The 15,758-nt window shown below is 68.3% G+C and carries 13 protein-coding genes; 7 read left to right on the forward strand and 6 right to left on the reverse strand.

Annotation, left to right across the window (positions count from 1 at the left end):
- The first annotated feature begins 354 nt into the window (after nt 1-354).
- Nucleotides 355-1,047, forward strand: a complete 693-nt coding sequence (locus AB0M54_RS37170; RefSeq protein ID WP_364476573.1) for a hypothetical protein — start codon at nt 355-357, stop codon at nt 1,045-1,047.
- Complete coding sequence (locus tag AB0M54_RS37175) at nt 1,044-1,838, forward strand: hypothetical protein (RefSeq protein ID WP_364476575.1); 795 nt, start codon at nt 1,044-1,046, stop codon at nt 1,836-1,838. The genes AB0M54_RS37170 and AB0M54_RS37175 overlap by 4 nt, the downstream gene beginning before the upstream one ends.
- A gap of 201 nt (nt 1,839-2,039) precedes the next feature.
- Here the strand turns inward: AB0M54_RS37175 and AB0M54_RS37180 are convergent, their stop codons facing one another.
- Nucleotides 2,040-2,984, reverse strand: coding sequence for a DUF4184 family protein (locus AB0M54_RS37180; RefSeq protein ID WP_364476719.1), 945 nt, complete (start codon nt 2,982-2,984; stop codon nt 2,040-2,042).
- Entirely contained in the window at nt 2,906-3,904 is a 999-nt protein-coding gene (locus AB0M54_RS37185) for a LacI family DNA-binding transcriptional regulator (RefSeq protein ID WP_364476577.1), read from the reverse strand. Before AB0M54_RS37185 ends, AB0M54_RS37180 begins: the two co-directional genes overlap by 79 nt.
- A gap of 206 nt (nt 3,905-4,110) precedes the next feature.
- Here AB0M54_RS37185 and AB0M54_RS37190 point away from each other — a divergent pair, with 206 nt between their 5' ends.
- Nucleotides 4,111-5,655 carry an alpha-L-fucosidase gene (locus AB0M54_RS37190; protein WP_364333148.1) on the forward strand — a complete coding sequence of 515 codons (1,545 nt, stop codon included), beginning with the start codon at nt 4,111-4,113 and terminating at the stop codon, nt 5,653-5,655.
- A gap of 5 nt (nt 5,656-5,660) precedes the next feature.
- On the opposite strand, the gene AB0M54_RS37195 is transcribed toward AB0M54_RS37190, so the two are convergent.
- The 3 genes from AB0M54_RS37195 to AB0M54_RS37205 form a co-directional block, all read right to left on the reverse strand.
- Nucleotides 5,661-6,569 (reverse strand): carbohydrate ABC transporter permease, encoded by a 909-nt coding sequence (locus AB0M54_RS37195; RefSeq protein WP_364333145.1) that lies wholly within the window; start codon nt 6,567-6,569, stop codon nt 5,661-5,663.
- Entirely contained in the window at nt 6,559-7,482 is a 924-nt protein-coding gene (locus tag AB0M54_RS37200) for a sugar ABC transporter permease (RefSeq protein ID WP_364333142.1), read from the reverse strand. Before AB0M54_RS37200 ends, AB0M54_RS37195 begins: the two co-directional genes overlap by 11 nt.
- Before the next feature lie 63 nt (nt 7,483-7,545).
- Nucleotides 7,546-8,796, reverse strand: coding sequence for a sugar ABC transporter substrate-binding protein (locus AB0M54_RS37205; RefSeq protein WP_364333139.1), 1,251 nt, complete (start codon nt 8,794-8,796; stop codon nt 7,546-7,548).
- 431 nt (nt 8,797-9,227) lie between these two features.
- On the opposite strand from AB0M54_RS37205, the gene AB0M54_RS37210 reads away from it, so the two are divergent.
- The 4 genes from AB0M54_RS37210 (at nt 9,228) to AB0M54_RS37225 (ending at nt 15,255) form a co-directional block, all read left to right on the forward strand.
- A complete protein-coding gene (locus AB0M54_RS37210; RefSeq protein ID WP_364333136.1) occupies nt 9,228-10,559 on the forward strand; it encodes an enolase C-terminal domain-like protein in 1,332 nt (443 codons plus the stop codon).
- A gap of 48 nt (nt 10,560-10,607) precedes the next feature.
- Nucleotides 10,608-11,948 carry an alpha-L-fucosidase gene (locus AB0M54_RS37215; protein ID WP_364333133.1) on the forward strand — a complete coding sequence of 447 codons (1,341 nt, stop codon included), beginning with the start codon at nt 10,608-10,610 and terminating at the stop codon, nt 11,946-11,948.
- A gap of 146 nt (nt 11,949-12,094) precedes the next feature.
- A complete protein-coding gene (locus tag AB0M54_RS37220) occupies nt 12,095-12,775 on the forward strand; it encodes a FadR/GntR family transcriptional regulator (RefSeq protein ID WP_364333130.1) in 681 nt (226 codons plus the stop codon).
- Between the two features lie 680 nt (nt 12,776-13,455).
- A complete protein-coding gene (locus AB0M54_RS37225; protein WP_364476579.1) occupies nt 13,456-15,255 on the forward strand; it encodes a hypothetical protein in 1,800 nt (599 codons plus the stop codon).
- A 3-nt stretch (nt 15,256-15,258) separates the two neighbouring features.
- Here AB0M54_RS37225 and AB0M54_RS37230 read toward each other — a convergent pair whose 3' ends face one another.
- The gene (locus AB0M54_RS37230) at nt 15,259-15,747 is read right to left on the reverse strand and encodes a carboxymuconolactone decarboxylase family protein (RefSeq protein ID WP_364333124.1); all 489 of its coding nucleotides are present in this window, start codon (nt 15,745-15,747) and stop codon (nt 15,259-15,261) included.
- Nucleotides 15,748-15,758: the final 11 nt, after the last annotated feature.

The raw sequence follows: 15,758 nt of genomic DNA on the forward strand, positions 1-15,758 counted from the left end.
GGCTGGGGGTGGACAACAGAGAGCGAAGACAAACAATCTGCCGGTCGGTAACCATTTTCGCGTGTATCTCACCGCACTATCATCGGCATGTCCGTAAGCCGACCCGGCGGATCGCCGTAACGCTGCGTAGCGCGCGGATCGCGGCAGAAGAGTGCAGCCGTTCGTGGACACCGGCTGGGCGTACACCCACTGGTAGATCGCCTCGTGAGACACCCGGCAAGTCTGATCCTCGGGGTAGTCCGCCGGTAACCGGCTCGCGATCGACGCCTGGGACCAGCCCTTACGGAGCTGCCGGCACACCACCGCCCGGAGCCGGGCCGACCGCTCGACAGTGCTCGGCGCTACGCTCACCCGATGCCGCGCCTCGCCGGAGAAGCCCTCGCCACGTTGGGCTGGTTACTGCTCGGGCTCGTCGTGATCAGCGCGGTCGTCGGCTACCGGGTCCACGCCCCGCGGCGGCGCTGGGCCGCACTCACCGCGTTCGCCGCCGAACGTGGCTGGCAGCCGCAGCAGCACGACCCCTCGCTCGTCAGCCGCTGGCCCGAGTACCCGTTCGGGCGCGGCGAGGATCGGCAGGCCCGGGACGTGCTCACCGGCGCCTACCGTGGACGCTCCATCCTGGCTTTCCAGTACTCGTACGAGGAGCCCAGCGGAGACTCCGAGGGCTACCCCACCACGAAGACCCGTCGGTTCGCGGTGTGCACGGTGCGCCTCCCCGCGCCGCTGCCGGACCTCACCGTCGACCCTACGACGTTCATGTACCGGGTCGCGAGGGGCGTTGGCTTCCCCGCCCTCAGATTCGCGGACGAGGAGTTCGACCACGCCTTCGCCGTGCACGCGGCCGAGCCGAAGTTCGCCTACGACGTCATCGATCCCGGGATGATGGAGCTGCTGCTGCGCCGGGACCGGGTGGCCTGGTGGATCCGCGGCGACGACCTGGTGTGCTGGTGGCCCGGCACCTACGGTCCGGCGACGGTTCTGAGCCGGTTCGACCTGCTCATCGACATCCTCGAGGCCATTCCGCCGCACGTGTGGTCCAACCGGTGATGCGACCCAGCGCGGAACTTGCCCGGCTGCTGGATGGCCTGCGGCCGGCGGAGCTGCCGCTGAGGGACTGGGTGCGTACCCGGTTGAACGCCTCGATCGTGCGCGAAATAGCTCTCCTGGACCACGGCAAGCAGGTTGAGGAGCACCGGCGGGGCATCGAGGAGCTGCTGGTCGTCAACCAGGTGCCGCAGGAACTGCCGTGGAATCCGGCCGAGGTGCTGGAGCTCGCGAGCCATGAGCCGCTGAACGGGAAGCAACTCCGACCGGAATGGGCTGGCGAGCGCGGGCAGGTCGCGCGACTGTTCTGCTGCTTGGTGCTCGTGCGGGCGGACGACACGCACGTGCCGGCCGCGAAACTGGCCCAGCTGATCGAGTCGGCGCTGGAGCTGGGTCCTGAGGTGACCGAGAACACGGTCCGCTTCCTGGCGTGGTGCCGGCTGCACGAGCCCGGCGCCTGGCGCCACGATGATGCGGCGCGACCGTTGCTGACCTGGGGGCTGCTGCTGTCATACGCCATGGTGCCAGGGGTCCAGGATCCGGCCGTCGTGGCCGGGTCGATCCGGACGTTCGAGGAGGACGTCGCGACGGCGTTGCCCGAGTACCGATCGCTCGGCCGGGCGCTGACGGCGACGCTCATGAAGGTGGCTAGCGGGCCGGGTTGGCGGCTCTGGCCGACGTTGACCGACCGCTGCCTGACCGACGCCATCCCGAGCCAGACCACGGTGTCCATCGACACGCTGCGCACCTGGTTCGGGATCGAGCATCGAGCCGGGCCGCCGTCCGCGCGGTAGTGCGCTCGAAGTCAGTGGAACAGAGCTCTGGTGCGCCATTGCAGTGCTGCCGAACCAAGGCGTCTAAGCAAGGACGTGCCGTTGTACACCCCGTGAGACCTCCCAGGCGATGAATCGCCGAGCGCCGCGCTGTGCGCCGCGCTGACTTTGCTGCGGAATTCTCACGGAATACCGGTGTACGCCTGGGCTGATATCGGCACGTCATCGCAGCACCTCCTTGATCCCCAGCCACTCTGCGTAACGATCGGTCTGCGGCAGATGAGTGCACTGAGAAGACCCCCAACCGCTGTCGGTAGGGAGGTCGGATGCAGCGACGGATAGTGCAGCGCGGCGGCGGCACCCCCGCTGGGTGCTGCACGGATGCGGCGCGACGGTGGCCGAACGCCTGCTTGAACCGGCAAGCACTAGTCTGCGCCGCCGGCTCGCCGCCGTAACCGCGCCCGAGGCGATGAGCAGGCCGGCGCCGACCGCACACAGCAGCCGCGCGCCCGTGGTGTGGTAGAGCGACGCGCCCGGCAGGAACGGGGTCACCGCGATCAGCGGCAGCGCCACCGCGCCGGCGACACCCCAGAACAGCCCGGGCCGCCGAGACCGGGGCGGTGGCGCGCCATGCCACCGGCGGATCAGCCGCCGACGGCCGATCCGGATGGCCAGCACCAGTAAGACCACGGCACCCACGACGTGCATCGCGTACTCGGTCCACGGCACCCGCAGCTCGAGCTGGTCGAGCAGCAGGTGACTGGCCGCACCCAGCGGTGCCGAAACGACGGTGAGCGGCCACCGGTGTCGTACCCCGCCGAGCGCGCCGTAGTCGCGCAGCGCGAACGGGCCGGCCTGCGGCAGATGAACCGCCAGCGCCGGGGCGGCACGGCGGATCAGCCACCCGAGGACCAGCGTCAGCGGCAGGCACCAGCCGACCAGCCCGAGCACCTGGTGTGAGAACGGCCAGACCGGCAATCCCGAGCCGTCCAGCACGTAGGCGAGATCCGGCGCCGTCGATCCCACGACCAGCGCGACCCCGTCGAACCAGCGAGGCTGCCAGAGCTTCAGCGGCAGGACCGCGGAACTTACTCGCCGGGTGGCCCGACCGATCCTCCTGGTACGAACTCGCTGGCGAGCGTTACCACCGTGTGCATCCGCGGGGATGGATCAACCGACAGGCGGGCGTAGATGAGGGCGGCCGCCTGGGCCGCGATCTGCGCCGTCGGCTGCGTGATCATCGACAGTCGTGGCCGAGTGACCTGGGCGAGTTCGACGCTGTCGAAGCCGACGACGGACAGTTCCTCCGGTACGGCGATCCCGTGCTCGTTGATCGCGATGAGCGCGCCGACGGTCAGTTCGTAGTTGAAACAGACCACCGCCGAGGGGCGCGACGGCGCGACGAGCAGCCGGTTGACTTCAGCGCGGCCGGCGGCGACCGTCAGCGGACCCGCGATGACCTCGTTCGGATGCGCGGCTAGGCCGGCGTGGCTCATCGCGGCGAGAAATCCACTTCGGCGCTTGCGCATCGTCCACGACTTCTGGTCTCCCACCAGTGCCGCGATGCGGATGTGTCCCGCAGCGGCGAGGTGCTCGACGGCCTGCCGGGCGGCCAGCTCGTTGTCGAGCACGACGGCGTCCGACGCCAGGCCATCGAGGAGGCGGTCGACCAGCACGAGCGGAACGCCGCGGCTCACCGCCGTTTGCAGAGCGTCGCGGTCATGCTCGGTCGGTACGGCGATGATGCCGTCCACCATCTTGCTGAGCAGGAACTCGACCGCCGCCCCCGGGGTATCGCTGCCGGCGCACACGAGAACGCTGATCCCGTGCAGGCGCAGCGCCGCTTCGGCGCCCGCGATCACCGTGAGGTGGAACTCGTTGTCGAGCTTGGGCAGCAGGACTCCGATGGTGCGGGACTTCTTCGTGCGCAGACTGCGGGCGAACCCGTTGACCCGATATCCAAGGCCGAGCGCCGCTCGTTCGATCGCGACGCGGTTCTCCTCGAGAACATTGCCGCCGTTGTAGTACTTCGAGATCGTGGCGAGCGAGAGTCCGGTGCGCGCCCGAAGATCCTTGTACGTTGCCACCCGAGCCCTTCTTTGCCTGCCGCGCCGACCCGTCCGCAGCCTAGCGGCTCCACGCGCCCACAGCAGCGTGGATCACGGAGATTGACGAAACGTTTCACCATGCAGGCTCGTTGACATCGTCGACCAACACTGCCTAGCCTCGACATGGTAGAGCGAATCGTTTCGCCCGCCGGGGGCAGATACCGGCACGGAGCAGGAGGACGCTCGTGGGTGACGCCGAGCGGCACGCGGCCGACGATGGCTGGATCCCGGCCGAGATCGCCCGCGAGAACGCAGTCGGGCTGGCCGAGATCCGGGCCACCATCGACGCCGGCCCGTACGACGACACGTGGGAATCTCTGGCGGCGTACCGGGTGCCACGATGGTTCCGGGAGGCGAAATTCGGCATCTTCGTGCATTGGGGCGTCTACTCCGTGCCGGCATTCCGATCCGAGTGGTATCCGCGGAACATGTACCGCCAAGGGACACCCGACTTCGAGCACCACGTCGCCACGTACGGGCCCCAGGCTGAGTTCGGGTACAAGGACTTCATCCCGCGGTTCACCATGGACCGCTTCGACGCGCGCGATATGGCCGCCCTGTTCCGGCGGGCCGGCGCGCAGTTCGTGGTGCCGGTCGCGGAACACCACGATGGCTTCGCGATGTATGACGAGCCCCGTACCCGGTGGAAGGCCCCGCTCGTCGGCCCGCGCCGGGATGCCTACGGTGAGCTCGTCTCCGAGCTGGGCCGCCAGTGGCTCGTTCCGGGGGCGTCCTCACACCGCGCCGAGCACTGGTTCTACTTCAACGGCGGCGCCAGGTTCGACTCGGACGTTCTCGATCCGGAGCTCGCCGACCTCTACGGGCCGGCCCAGCGGGAGGAGACCAGCCCGAACGAGGCCTTCCTCGAGGACTGGCTGCTCCGCACGGCGGAGATCATCGACCGCTACCGGCCCCAGGTCCTGTGGTTCGACTGGTGGATCGAGACTCCCGGATTCGAGCCGTACCTGCGCAAGCTCGCCGCCTACTACTACAACCGGGCGGCCGCGTGGGGACGCGAGGTCGTCATACAGTACAAGCACAGTGCGTTCAGGCCCGGGACGGCGGTGTTCGACGTCGAGCGAGGCGGATTCGCCGGAATCCGCGAGGAACCGTGGCAGAACGACACGTCAGTGTCTCGCAATTCGTGGGGCTGGATCGACGGGCACGACTACAAGTCGGTACGGGACATCGTCGCTGAGCTGATCGACGTCGTCGCCAAGAACGGATGCCTGCTGCTCAACATCGGCCCGAAGCCCGACGGCACCGTGGCTCCACCCGAGCGGGAGCTGCTTGAGGGCGTCGGCGACTGGCTGAATGTCAACGGCGAAGCGATATACGGCACTTCGCCCTGGGTGGTGCCGGGCGAGGGCCCGACCACGGTCCCGGAAGGCTCCTTCACTGACGCTTCGCCACTGCAGCTGACGTCCCGCGACTTCCGTTTCACCCAACACGTCTACCCCGACGAGACCTATGTGTACGCGATGAGCACGGCCTGGCCCGAGGACGGCCTGGTTCGCATCACCGCCCTGGGGCAGGCGTCCGGCGTGGTGGTGCCGGGTGTGCGCGAGGTGGCGCTGCTCGGCGACGGAAAGCCGCTGACCTTCCGGCGTACGGACGCCGCCCTGGAGGTCGAACTGCCCGCCGGCCCGGCGTCGGCGCCCGGCCTCGCCCTGCGGATCACGCTCGCACACCCGGAACCGCGGCCGCGGGGCCGTTGGCTCCACAACTGAAGGGATCAGCGCCCGCCCAAACCGGACAGCATGATGCCCCTGACTAGGTACTTCTGCAGCGCGAGGACCAGGGCCACGGTGGGCACCATCGCGATGGTGGAGGCCGCCATGAGCAGCTCCCACCGTTGGCCCTGCTGGCCGAGGAAGAGCTGCAGGCCCAGCGGCACGGTCATCCGGCTGGTGTCGCTGACGGTGATCAACGGCCACAGGAAGCTGTTCCAGTAGCCGATGAACGTGAACACCGCGAGCACGGCGAACGCCGGGGCGGCGACGGGGACGAAGATCCGGCTCAGGATGCGGAGATGCCCGCACCCGTCCAGCTTGGCGGCCTCCTCCAGTTCCTTGGGTACGGTGAGGAAGAACTGACGTAGCAGGAACGTGCCGAACGCGGTGAACGCCCACGGCAGGATCAGTGCCTGGTACGAGTTGACCCAGCCGATCTCCTTCATCACCAGGAACATCGGGATCACGATGACCTCCTGAGGCACGATCAGAGTGCTCAGGTACAGCACGAACAGGCCGCCGCGGAAGCGGAAGTTGAGCCGGGCGAAGGCGTACCCGGACAGTGCCGAGGCGACCAGCGTGATGGCTGTGCCAACGGATGCTACGAAGACGGTGTTGATGATGAACCGGCCGAACGGCAGGTAGTTCCATGCCTCCGGGAAGTTGCTGAACATGATGCGCGAGCCGAAGAGCTTGGGCGGGACGGTGAAGACCTCGGCACTCGGCTTGAGCGCGGACAGCACCATCCAGATGATTGGCGATAGGAACAGCAGGGCGACCAGCGAAAGCAGCGTCTGAGAAAGGACCGCGCGCAGCACCGCGGCCCGGGATCGCCGGATCACCGGCGTAGGAGCGGACACCGCCGGCTCGGGCGGATGAGTCCCGATGGCGCTGGAGGTATCACTGGTCATAGTGCACCCACCTCTTCTGCCCGATGAACTGGACGATGGTGATGATCAAGATGATCAGGAACAGAACCCAGGCGATTGCCGACGCCAGCCCCAGATTGAAGAACCGGAAGCCCTGCTCGTACAGGTAGAGCACCATCGTGGTGGTGGCGTTGCCCGGGCCGCCGCCGGTGAGCACATAGGCCTGGGTGAAGACCTGGAACGACGAGATCAGCGTGAGCACGACGGCGAAGAAGATCGACGGCGTGATCAGCGGCAGCACGATCCGGAAGAACCGGGCGGATGGACTGGCCCCGTCGATGGTCGCGGCCTCGGTGAGGCTGGCCGGAACGGCGTCGAGAGCCGCCGAGAAGACCAGCATGTTGTATCCGAAGCCCTGCCAGATCGACAGCAGGACGACAGCCGGCATGGCCCAGGTCGTCGAGCCGAGGAAGTTCGGCGCCTGTACACCGAACCATGTCAGCGACAGCGAGTCGATCAACCCGTTCGGCGACAGAATGAGCGAGAAGATCGCCGCGTTGGCGACGACCGGCGTCACGACCGGGATGAAGAAGATCGTGCGGTAGAGGCCACGCGGCCGGATCTTCGGACCGATCCAGACCGCGAGGCCGAGGGAGATCACGATGTTGAGCGGGACGTACAGAATGACGAAGACGACCGTGTTGATGATCGCCGTCTTGAACTCCGAGCTGTGCAACAGGGACTCGTAGTTCTGCGTCCCGGTAAATGCGTGATCGCCGATCACCGGCCAGTCGAAGAATCCGAGCAGCAGCGACGCGACGATGGGGAACGCCGTGAACGCGAGCAGACCGAGCATGCTGGGGGCCAGAAAACCAACGGCGACCCGGCCGTCGCCCCGTTTCCGCCCGCCCGGGGTGCTGGCGACTTCAGTGACGTCGACCGGAAGTATGGCCATAGATGTTCTCCTGTCCGAGGTACGCGGATGCCGGCCGGGGGCCGGCATCCGCGTCGGATGAGGTCATGAACCACCTTGTGCCTGGGTCTGGCTCAGAAGATCGTTGACCGAGCCCTGGCCGTTGTACGTGGCCACAGCCTGCTTGGAGAAGGCGGTCACGGCCTGCTGCCATTTCGGGATCGTGGTGTAGGGGATTGAGTTCGTCAGCGAGTAGTCCATGACGGGCTTGACGTCCTGCGTGTTGTTCCCCTCGTACCAGGAGTTCTGGGTGGAGATGAGGGCCGGGTAGGCCCGCCCGAGTTTGCCGAGATAGTTCTCGGCATCCGCCCCGACCATCACGCTGACGGCTTTGAATGCCTGGTCGGGGTTCTTGCAGTCCCTCGTGACGCCGAACCCGGATCCGTCGGACCACGTCTTGGAGCCGCTCGCGCCGGCCGGCATCGGGGCGATCCCGACCTTGAACTTGGCCTGCTCACGGGCGTTGATCAGGTCCCAGGGGCCGTCCAGCGACATGTAGGCGTTGCCGGCCAGGAACTGGTTGGCGGTCGAGGATGAGGAGTTCGCGCTCGGAATCTGCGCGGAGACCTTGTCCTTGCTGACCAGATCGGTGTACCACTGCGCGGCCGTGTGCCACTCCGGGGTGTCGACGTCGAGCTTTCCCTCGGCGTTGAGCGCCGACTTGCCGGAAGCGCTCAACACCCACGGCAGGAGTTGACCGATGTCGCTCTGCGCCCAGAACCCGTACTTCGGTGCCTTCGTCAGCGCCTTCGCGTCGCTCATGAACTCGTCGGTGGTCCAGCCCATCGCAGGCTCCTTGAGCCCGGCGGCTTTGAAGGCGTCCTTGTTGTAGAACATCACGAACGGACCCACATCGTACGGAAGGGCGACCTGTTTGCCTTTGTACTGCAGGCCCGTGGTGATGCTCGGCACGTAATCCGCCGCCTTGATGCCGGCTTTGCTCATGTAGTCGTCCAACGGCACCAGCAGATTGCCGAACTGCGGAGCTCGCTGGCCCTGCAGACCGATCACGCACGGGGCGTTGCCGCTGGCCGCCTGCGTCGTCAGCTTCGTCCAGAAGTCATTGAACGGCGCGGTCTCAAACCTGATCTTGATGTCCGGATACTTCTGGGTGACCATGTCGGCGATGTGCAGCCAGGCGTTCTTCTCCACATCCGAACCGGACCACATGAACCAGTTCAAGGTGACGCCCTTGTCGCCGGACTCGGACGACCCGGAATCTCCGCCGCCGCAACCGGCGATGAGAACCGTAGCCAGAGCGATCGAGACAATTGAGGTCAGACGGGATGTTCGCATGCCGCTCCTTCCGGAGGGGTCGTGGTTCTGGCCGACGGCGGTTCGTCGGCGAGAAGCAAAGCGAGAGGAAAAAGTGCGGCACGTTCGCGATTCACAGGGGTCCCGCCGGCGCCCGGCACGACCTCGGCGCGGCCGCGGCCGCACCCGAATGCAACACCATCAGACATCTGATGTCTCTATCGCCACCTTGGCAGAGGAGGCGGAAAGATGTCAACGTTTCTTAATCAGCTCGTAACAACATCCCGGGTTTCTTCCCTTGACAGGGCCGCTCGAAGGGTCGACGCCCTCATGGCGGACTTGACATACATCTGATGTCTGAGGATCGTTCGGACCGGAGTCCGAGTGGACGAGCAACACCTGCAGGCGGCGGACAAGATGCCGCACCTGCTGGGCGGACTCGCAGCCATTGACGGGACGCTGGGAGCCGCACAATGAGTCGCTTCGAATCATTTGTTACCCATGATGTCCGTTTCCCGACCTCGCACACCCTGGACGGATCGGACGCGATGAACCCGGACCCCGACTATTCGGCGGCCTACCTCGTCATCGGAACCGACGCCGCCGACGGTCTCGAGGGTCACGGGTTCGCCTTCACCATCGGACGCGGCAACGACGTACAGGTCGCAGCGATCAACTCGCTGGCCGAGCACGTGTTGGGCCTCGACGTCGACACAGCTCTCGCGAACATGGGCGCCACCGCCCGCTCCTTTGTGGACGACAGCCAGTTGCGCTGGCTCGGCCCGGAGAAGGGCGTGATGCACATGGCCATCTCCGCTGTGGTCAACGCGCTGTGGGATCTACGCGCCAAACGCGCCGGCCTGCCCCTGTGGGACCTGCTGTCGCGCATGACGCCGGAGCAACTCGTCGACCTCGTCGACTTCCGCTACCTGGACGACGCCATGACCCGTGAGCAGGCACTGGAAATCCTGCGCCGAGCAGAGCCGGGACGCGAGGCTCGGCGCCAGAATCTGCTGCGATCCGGTTATCCCGCCTACACCACCACACCGGGATGGCTCGGCTATGCCGACGAGAAGATGGCGCGGTTGGCCGAGGAGGCGGTCGCCGAAGGCTTCAGTCAGATCAAGCTCAAAGTGGGTGGCGATCTGGCCGCCGACATCCGCCGGATGCGCCTCGCGAGGGAGACCGTGGGCCCGGACATCCGGATCGCGATCGACGCGAACCAGCGGTGGGGTGTCAGCGAAGCGATCACCTGGATCAAAGCGTTGGCCCCGTGGGCGCCGTGGTGGGTGGAGGAGCCCACCAGCCCCGACGAGATCCTCGGGCACGCCACGATCCGCCGTGAGGTGGCGCCGATCCGGATAGCAACCGGTGAGCACGTCCAGAATCGCATCGTCTTCAAGCAGATGCTGCAGGCAGGCTCGGTCGACGTGGTGCAGATCGACGCCACCCGGGTGGCCGGCGTCAACGAGAACATCGCGATCCTGCTCCTGGCCGCTGTCTTCGAGGTGCCGGTATGCCCACACGCCGGCGGCGTCGGGCTCTGCGAGCTGGTGCAGCACCTGGCCATGTTCGATCTCGTCGCCGTCTCCGGGACGACCGACGACCGGACAATCGAGTATGTCGACCATCTGCACGATCACTTCCTGAGCCCAGTCGTGGTGGAAAAGGGCCGCTACCTGGCGCCGTTGGATCCCGGGTACTCCGCGCAGATGCGCCCCCAGACGCTGCAGGACTACGTCTTTCCCGACGGCGCGACGTGGCGTGCCGACCAGCCGCCCGCGTCGGCTACCGCAACGCCCTGATCCGTACCGTTGCCGGCCGTACTGAAAGCCTGTGAAGGAGTCGTGGCCATGTTCGCCGCCGATGCCGTCCGCCCGGAGCTCTATCAACGGTTCGTCCGGCCTACCCCGGCTTGGTTCAAGGAGTCCGGGCTCGGCATCTTCATCCACTGGGGCGCCTACTCGGTGCCGGCGTGGGCCGAGCCGATCGGCGAGCTGGGCACGATCGAGAAGAGCTACTGGTTCGCCCACAACCCCTATGCCGAGTGGTACTACAACACCATCCGGATCGACGGGTCGCCGGCGCAACAGCACCATCGCGAGATCTATGGCGGTGCGCCCTACGATGACTTCTTGGACGCCTGGTCGGCCGAGTCCTTCGATCCCGCGGACATGGCGGCGCTCTTTCGCCGGTGCGGCGCCGGCTTCGTCATCCCGACGACCAAGCATCACGACGGCATCGCCCTGTGGGACGCACCGGGCACGAGCGCACGGGACACAGTGCACCGCGGGCCTCGGCGTGACCTGATCGGCGACCTCGCCGCCGCGACCCGCGACGCCGGTCTGCGATTCGGCGTCTACTACTCATGCGGCCTCGACTGGCACGCCGCACCCACACCACCCATCGTGGACGATGGCGACAGCTTCTTCGTGCCCGGCGGCGAGGAGTACGCCGGATACGTCTACCGACACGCCATGGACCTCATCGACCGGTACGCCCCGGACGTGTTGTGGGGCGACATCGGCTACCCCGCGGCCGGCGTGCCGCAGGGACCGATCAGCTTCGCCAACGTGCTCGACCGGTTCTACAAGACGACGCCGGACGGAGTGGTCAATGACCGGTGGGGGCTGACCCACTGGGACTTCCGTACCAGTGAATACCAGCAGGGCCTCGAGGTCCAAGGTCACGGGATGTGGCAGAGCTGCCGCGGTATCGGATATTCGTTCGGGTACAACGAGTTGGAGGACTCCCGTCACTATCTCGACGCTCCGGGGGCCATCAAGGAACTGGTCGACGTCGTCTCCCGCGGCGGCAACCTGCTCCTCAACGTCGGCCCTGACGCGGCCGGCCGGATCCCCGAGATGCAGCGGAGCTGCCTGGAGGGCATCGCCACCTGGATGGCGGTCAATGCGGCCGCCGTGCACGCCGCCGCACCGGTCGACACCGCCATCGCGAGTCCGGCGGAGGAACCGTGGATGCGCTGGACTCAGGGCGGCGGTTTCCTGTACGGCATCGTCGATACCCGGACATCGGCCGATCTACCGTGCCGGGCCGACGCCGTCGACGAGCAGTCCGCGGCGCTGCCCGACGGCACCCCCGTCACCGCTCAGGCGGTCAGCGGAGGTATCCGCGTACAGAACCCCGAGAACACCGCCGGGACACCGGTGGTCGTGCGCTTCCGCCTGCGCTGAACGTCGGCCGGAAGGAAGTTCCGCCCGCGGACATCTGATGTTTCCGGACCACGAGACCAGCGCGTCTTCCCCACAAATGCGAATACGAGGGGCAGACATTAGATGTCTGTTAAAGTCCAGCGTCCACCTCGCGACGAGGAGAATTCATGGCCTTGACCGACGAGGCGATCACCAAGCTCCGGAACATGATCCAGTCGGGCGAACTGCCGCCGGGCGCCCGCCTCCCGCCGGAGAACCAGTTGGCCGCCCAGATCGGGATCTCGCGCAGCGGCGTACGGGAAGCGGTGAAGGTCCTCGAATCGGCACGCGTGCTTGATGTACGCCGCGGCGACGGCACCTACGTCACCAGCCTGGAGCCGAAGCTCCTGCTCGAGGGCATCGGCTTCGCCGTGGAACTGCTGCAGCGTGACACCCTGCTCGAAGTCATGGAGGTCCGCCGCCTGCTCGAACCCGCGGCAACCGGGCTGGCGGCCCGGCGCATCTCCGACAAGCAGCTCGAAGTTCTGGCCGGCGCGCTGCAAGACATGCGTGACGCCGCTTCCGACCCGGAGATGCTCATCCAAGCCGATGTGGCGTTTCACCACGCCGTCGTCGTGTCGGCCGGAAATGAGACACTGACGTCACTGCTGGACGGCCTGTCGGGCAAGACGGTCCGCGCGCGGATTTGGCGAGGCCTGGTGCTGGGTAACGTCACCGAAGCCACCATCGACGAGCATCAGGCGATCCACGACGCCCTGCAAGCCCGCGATCCATTCCTTGCGCAATCGGCCGCGCTCTTGCATGTCAATACGTCGGAGTCCTGGCTGCGTGCGATTCTCGAGGGCTGAGTCCACCACGCTGAGACCCTGGTAAATAAGGGGTGCGGGTGGTCGGCGTCCAGCGTGGCCTTTACTGGGATCCTAGGCGGGCGCTCGCGGCGACCGTCTCCTCCGCCGCGGCCAAGGCGGATATCGGGTTGTCGTGGTCGTGGCAGGGCGGTGGCCAGGGCCACGGCATCCTCAGTGGCCCTCGATGCGCCCTGGGCGGCGGCCGGGACGGCGTCGCCGGCCAGGCCATGCCGGCGTTGTGCCAACGCGGGGTGGTCGGGATGTCATAGGAGTCGCTGGGCGTCGAGCAAGACCACCGCCCGCGCCGGGAACGACACCGCGTCCACCGCCTCGGCCGCACCGATTCCCGCGAGCGCGGCCATGCCATTGCGTAGTAGCCGGCGAGTAACTTACGGATGGTCGGTGACTTATCTGGTGGGTGCGGCGGCGGCCGCTCTGCACGGGAACCGGTCGATCACGGTGTCGTAGCTGCCTGGGCGGTGGCCAGGGACCTCTGCGCCCGTAGCTTCCAGCGAAAAAGATTTGTGATCATGGGGCTGACTTCCTCCGGCAGATCGTCGCGGCCAAGGCGGAGTTCCAGCACTACCTGCGGTCCGTCGGCCCGCAGCCGATGGCCCCGGCTCCGCCGCCCTTCTGAGCCCCGGCTTCCGTCTCCCGGCCGGATCGGCCAGGATGGTGGCGTGCCGATTCGGTCCGCCGTGCGTGTCCTGGGTCATCCACAGACGACCGTCGTCCTGCGGGGCGTCGACGGGCCGCCCGAGGCGGTGGTCACCGCGCTCCCCCGCGAGCCCGGGCGGCACACCGTCATCGTCGCCGCCGACCCGCCGCTGGCGGTGGCCGAGCTGGCCACCCTTCTCGCCGAGCGGCTGCCGGTGGGCTGCGAGTCGATCCGCCTCGTGCTGTCCCACTCGGGCCGGCCCGACGTCGCGAGGCCGCTCTCGGACCGGCTGCGGATCGAGGTGATCGCGCCCAGCGGGGCGGTGATGCTGTTGCCCGGTGGGCGGGTGTTCGTGTCCGGCGGCGGGTGGAACGTCTACCGGCCCGGCCGCCCGCCGATACGGCAGGGGCCGCGCCACCCGTCGCCGTCGTGGGACCTCCCGGAAACCGTCGGCTTCGCGGCCACGCCGTCGGGCGCCTGGCTGCACGGCGGCGCCGGCCCGGTGCTGCCGCCGGCGGTGCTGGCCATCCCGGTCGACCCCGACCAGCCGACCGTGGTGGTCGGCCACCCCGGCGCACCCCTGGACGACGCCGCCGGCCTCGACGCCCTGCCGAAGACCGTCCGCCGCCGCCTGCTGCTGCTGCTCGTGCCCTACGGCCCGGACAGCGCCCGCCTGCACCGGGTGGCCGAACGGCTGGCGTCCCGCGACGGCGGCACGATCGAGGTGCTGGCCGGGGTGCCGGACACCGGGGCCGACGGCGCGCCCGCGCTCACCACGGTGGACGCCTCCGGTCACCGGGGCTGGCAGCCGTGGGGCACACGGTTCCGCTACCGGGCCGCGGCCGCGCCCGAGCTGGTGAACAGCCGCCTGCCATCCGACACCGGTGGAGCGGCCGGGTTCGGCGGGCTGACCGTGGAAGTCGTCCGGGCCGGGCTCTGGCTGCGGGGTGACCACGACCCTGAGCTGGAGGCGGCCCGCCGGGTGCCGGCGGACGCACGTCCGTTGCTGGTGCTGGGGTCGGCCGCCCAGGCCGACATCGTGACGCTGCCCGGCCGGGTGGCCGCGCTGGCGCCGCTGCTGCCCGGGCTGCGGCTGGTGGTGACGAGCCCGCCGGTCGACGGCCGGGCCGCCGGGTGGCGTTCGCTGACCGAGACCTACGGCCCGCTGCTGGTGACGGTGGGCGACGGTGAGCTGGCCGTCCTGCCGGCGGCCGAGCAGCTCGGCACCGGCGAGTACCCGCTGATCACGCCGCGCGTCCCGGCCTCAGCCGCTCCCACCCCGGCCCCCGCCTCGCCGGTGAACCCTCCGCCGACCACGGTCCACCACGCGCCCAGCCCGGGCGACGCGCTGAAGGCCGGGCCCGTCCCGGTCCAGACCTTACCGGCGCCGGCGATCCCGCTCGAGGCCGTCCGCCTGGCCGCCGTCGAACCCACGGAACCGGCCGACGACCCGGACGGGCGGCAGCGGGAGTTGGCGGGAACCGCGCTCAGCGCGGCCTGGTTGCCGCCGGCCGGCTCGTGGGCGGCCGGCCGGACGCTGGCCACCGAAGGCCCGGCCCGCGCGGCCAACCCGGATGTCGCCCCCGCCGACGCGGCCGTGCTGGTCTGGACGGTCGCCGGACAGCGGCGCGACGACCGCACGGTTGAGTTCGGGGCCGGAACCCGGTTCCGGGTGCTCGCCGTGGACGGGCCCGCCGACCAGCCGTCGCTGGTGCTCCTGCGCGAGCTGTCCGACCGGGACGGCCGCTCCGACGACGCGGTCCGCGAGTCCCTGCGCCGGGTGGCCGCCGCCCGCGAACGGGCGACGGCCACCGTCGGCTGAGGGCTAGCTCGCCAGGACCGCGGCGAACATCCCGGGCTCGTACGAGCCGCCCTTCTGGTGCACGATGACCGCCAGCCGGTTGGCCGCGTTGATCAGCGCCACCCCGCACACCAGCGCCGCCACCTGGTCGTCGTCGTAGTGCTTGCGCACCTGCGCCCAGGTCTCGTCGGACACGCCGGTGGCGGCGTCGGCCAGGCGGGTGCCCTCCTCGGCCAGGGCGAGCGCCGCCTGTTCGGCCTCGGTGAACACGGTCGACTCCCGCCAGGTGGCGACCAGGTTCAGCCGGACGGGGCTCTCCCCTGCGGCCACTGCCTCCTTGGTGTGCATGTCGACGCACCAGCCGCAGCCGTTGATCTGGCTGGCCCGCAGCGAGATCAGCTCCTGCAGGCCGGCCGGCAGCGACGACTGCTGGACCACCTGGCCGGCGTTGGCGAACCGCTTCGCGAACTTCATACCGAGCGCACTGCCGAAAATGTCGAAACGGGGTTCCATGACGTCGTTCT

It is taken from the genome of Actinoplanes sp. NPDC051470, assembly GCF_040682035.1.
Taxonomy (GTDB): domain Bacteria; phylum Actinomycetota; class Actinomycetes; order Mycobacteriales; family Micromonosporaceae; genus Actinoplanes.

Excerpts from the sequence above, each read along its gene's own strand:
- AB0M54_RS37205 (WP_364333139.1), bottom strand. The coding sequence starts at position 8,796 with ATGCGAACATCCCGTCTGACCTCAATTGTCTCGATCGCTCTGGCTACG.
- AB0M54_RS37230 (WP_364333124.1), bottom strand. The coding sequence starts at position 15,747 with ATGGAACCCCGTTTCGACATTTTCGGCAGTGCGCTCGGTATGAAGTTC.
- AB0M54_RS37210 (WP_364333136.1), top strand. The coding sequence starts at position 9,228 with ATGAGTCGCTTCGAATCATTTGTTACCCATGATGTCCGTTTCCCGACC.
- AB0M54_RS37215 (WP_364333133.1), top strand. The coding sequence starts at position 10,608 with ATGTTCGCCGCCGATGCCGTCCGCCCGGAGCTCTATCAACGGTTCGTC.
- AB0M54_RS37170 (WP_364476573.1), top strand. The coding sequence starts at position 355 with ATGCCGCGCCTCGCCGGAGAAGCCCTCGCCACGTTGGGCTGGTTACTG.
- AB0M54_RS37220 (WP_364333130.1), top strand. The coding sequence starts at position 12,095 with ATGGCCTTGACCGACGAGGCGATCACCAAGCTCCGGAACATGATCCAG.
- AB0M54_RS37195 (WP_364333145.1), bottom strand. The coding sequence starts at position 6,569 with ATGACCAGTGATACCTCCAGCGCCATCGGGACTCATCCGCCCGAGCCG.
- AB0M54_RS37200 (WP_364333142.1), bottom strand. The coding sequence starts at position 7,482 with ATGGCCATACTTCCGGTCGACGTCACTGAAGTCGCCAGCACCCCGGGC.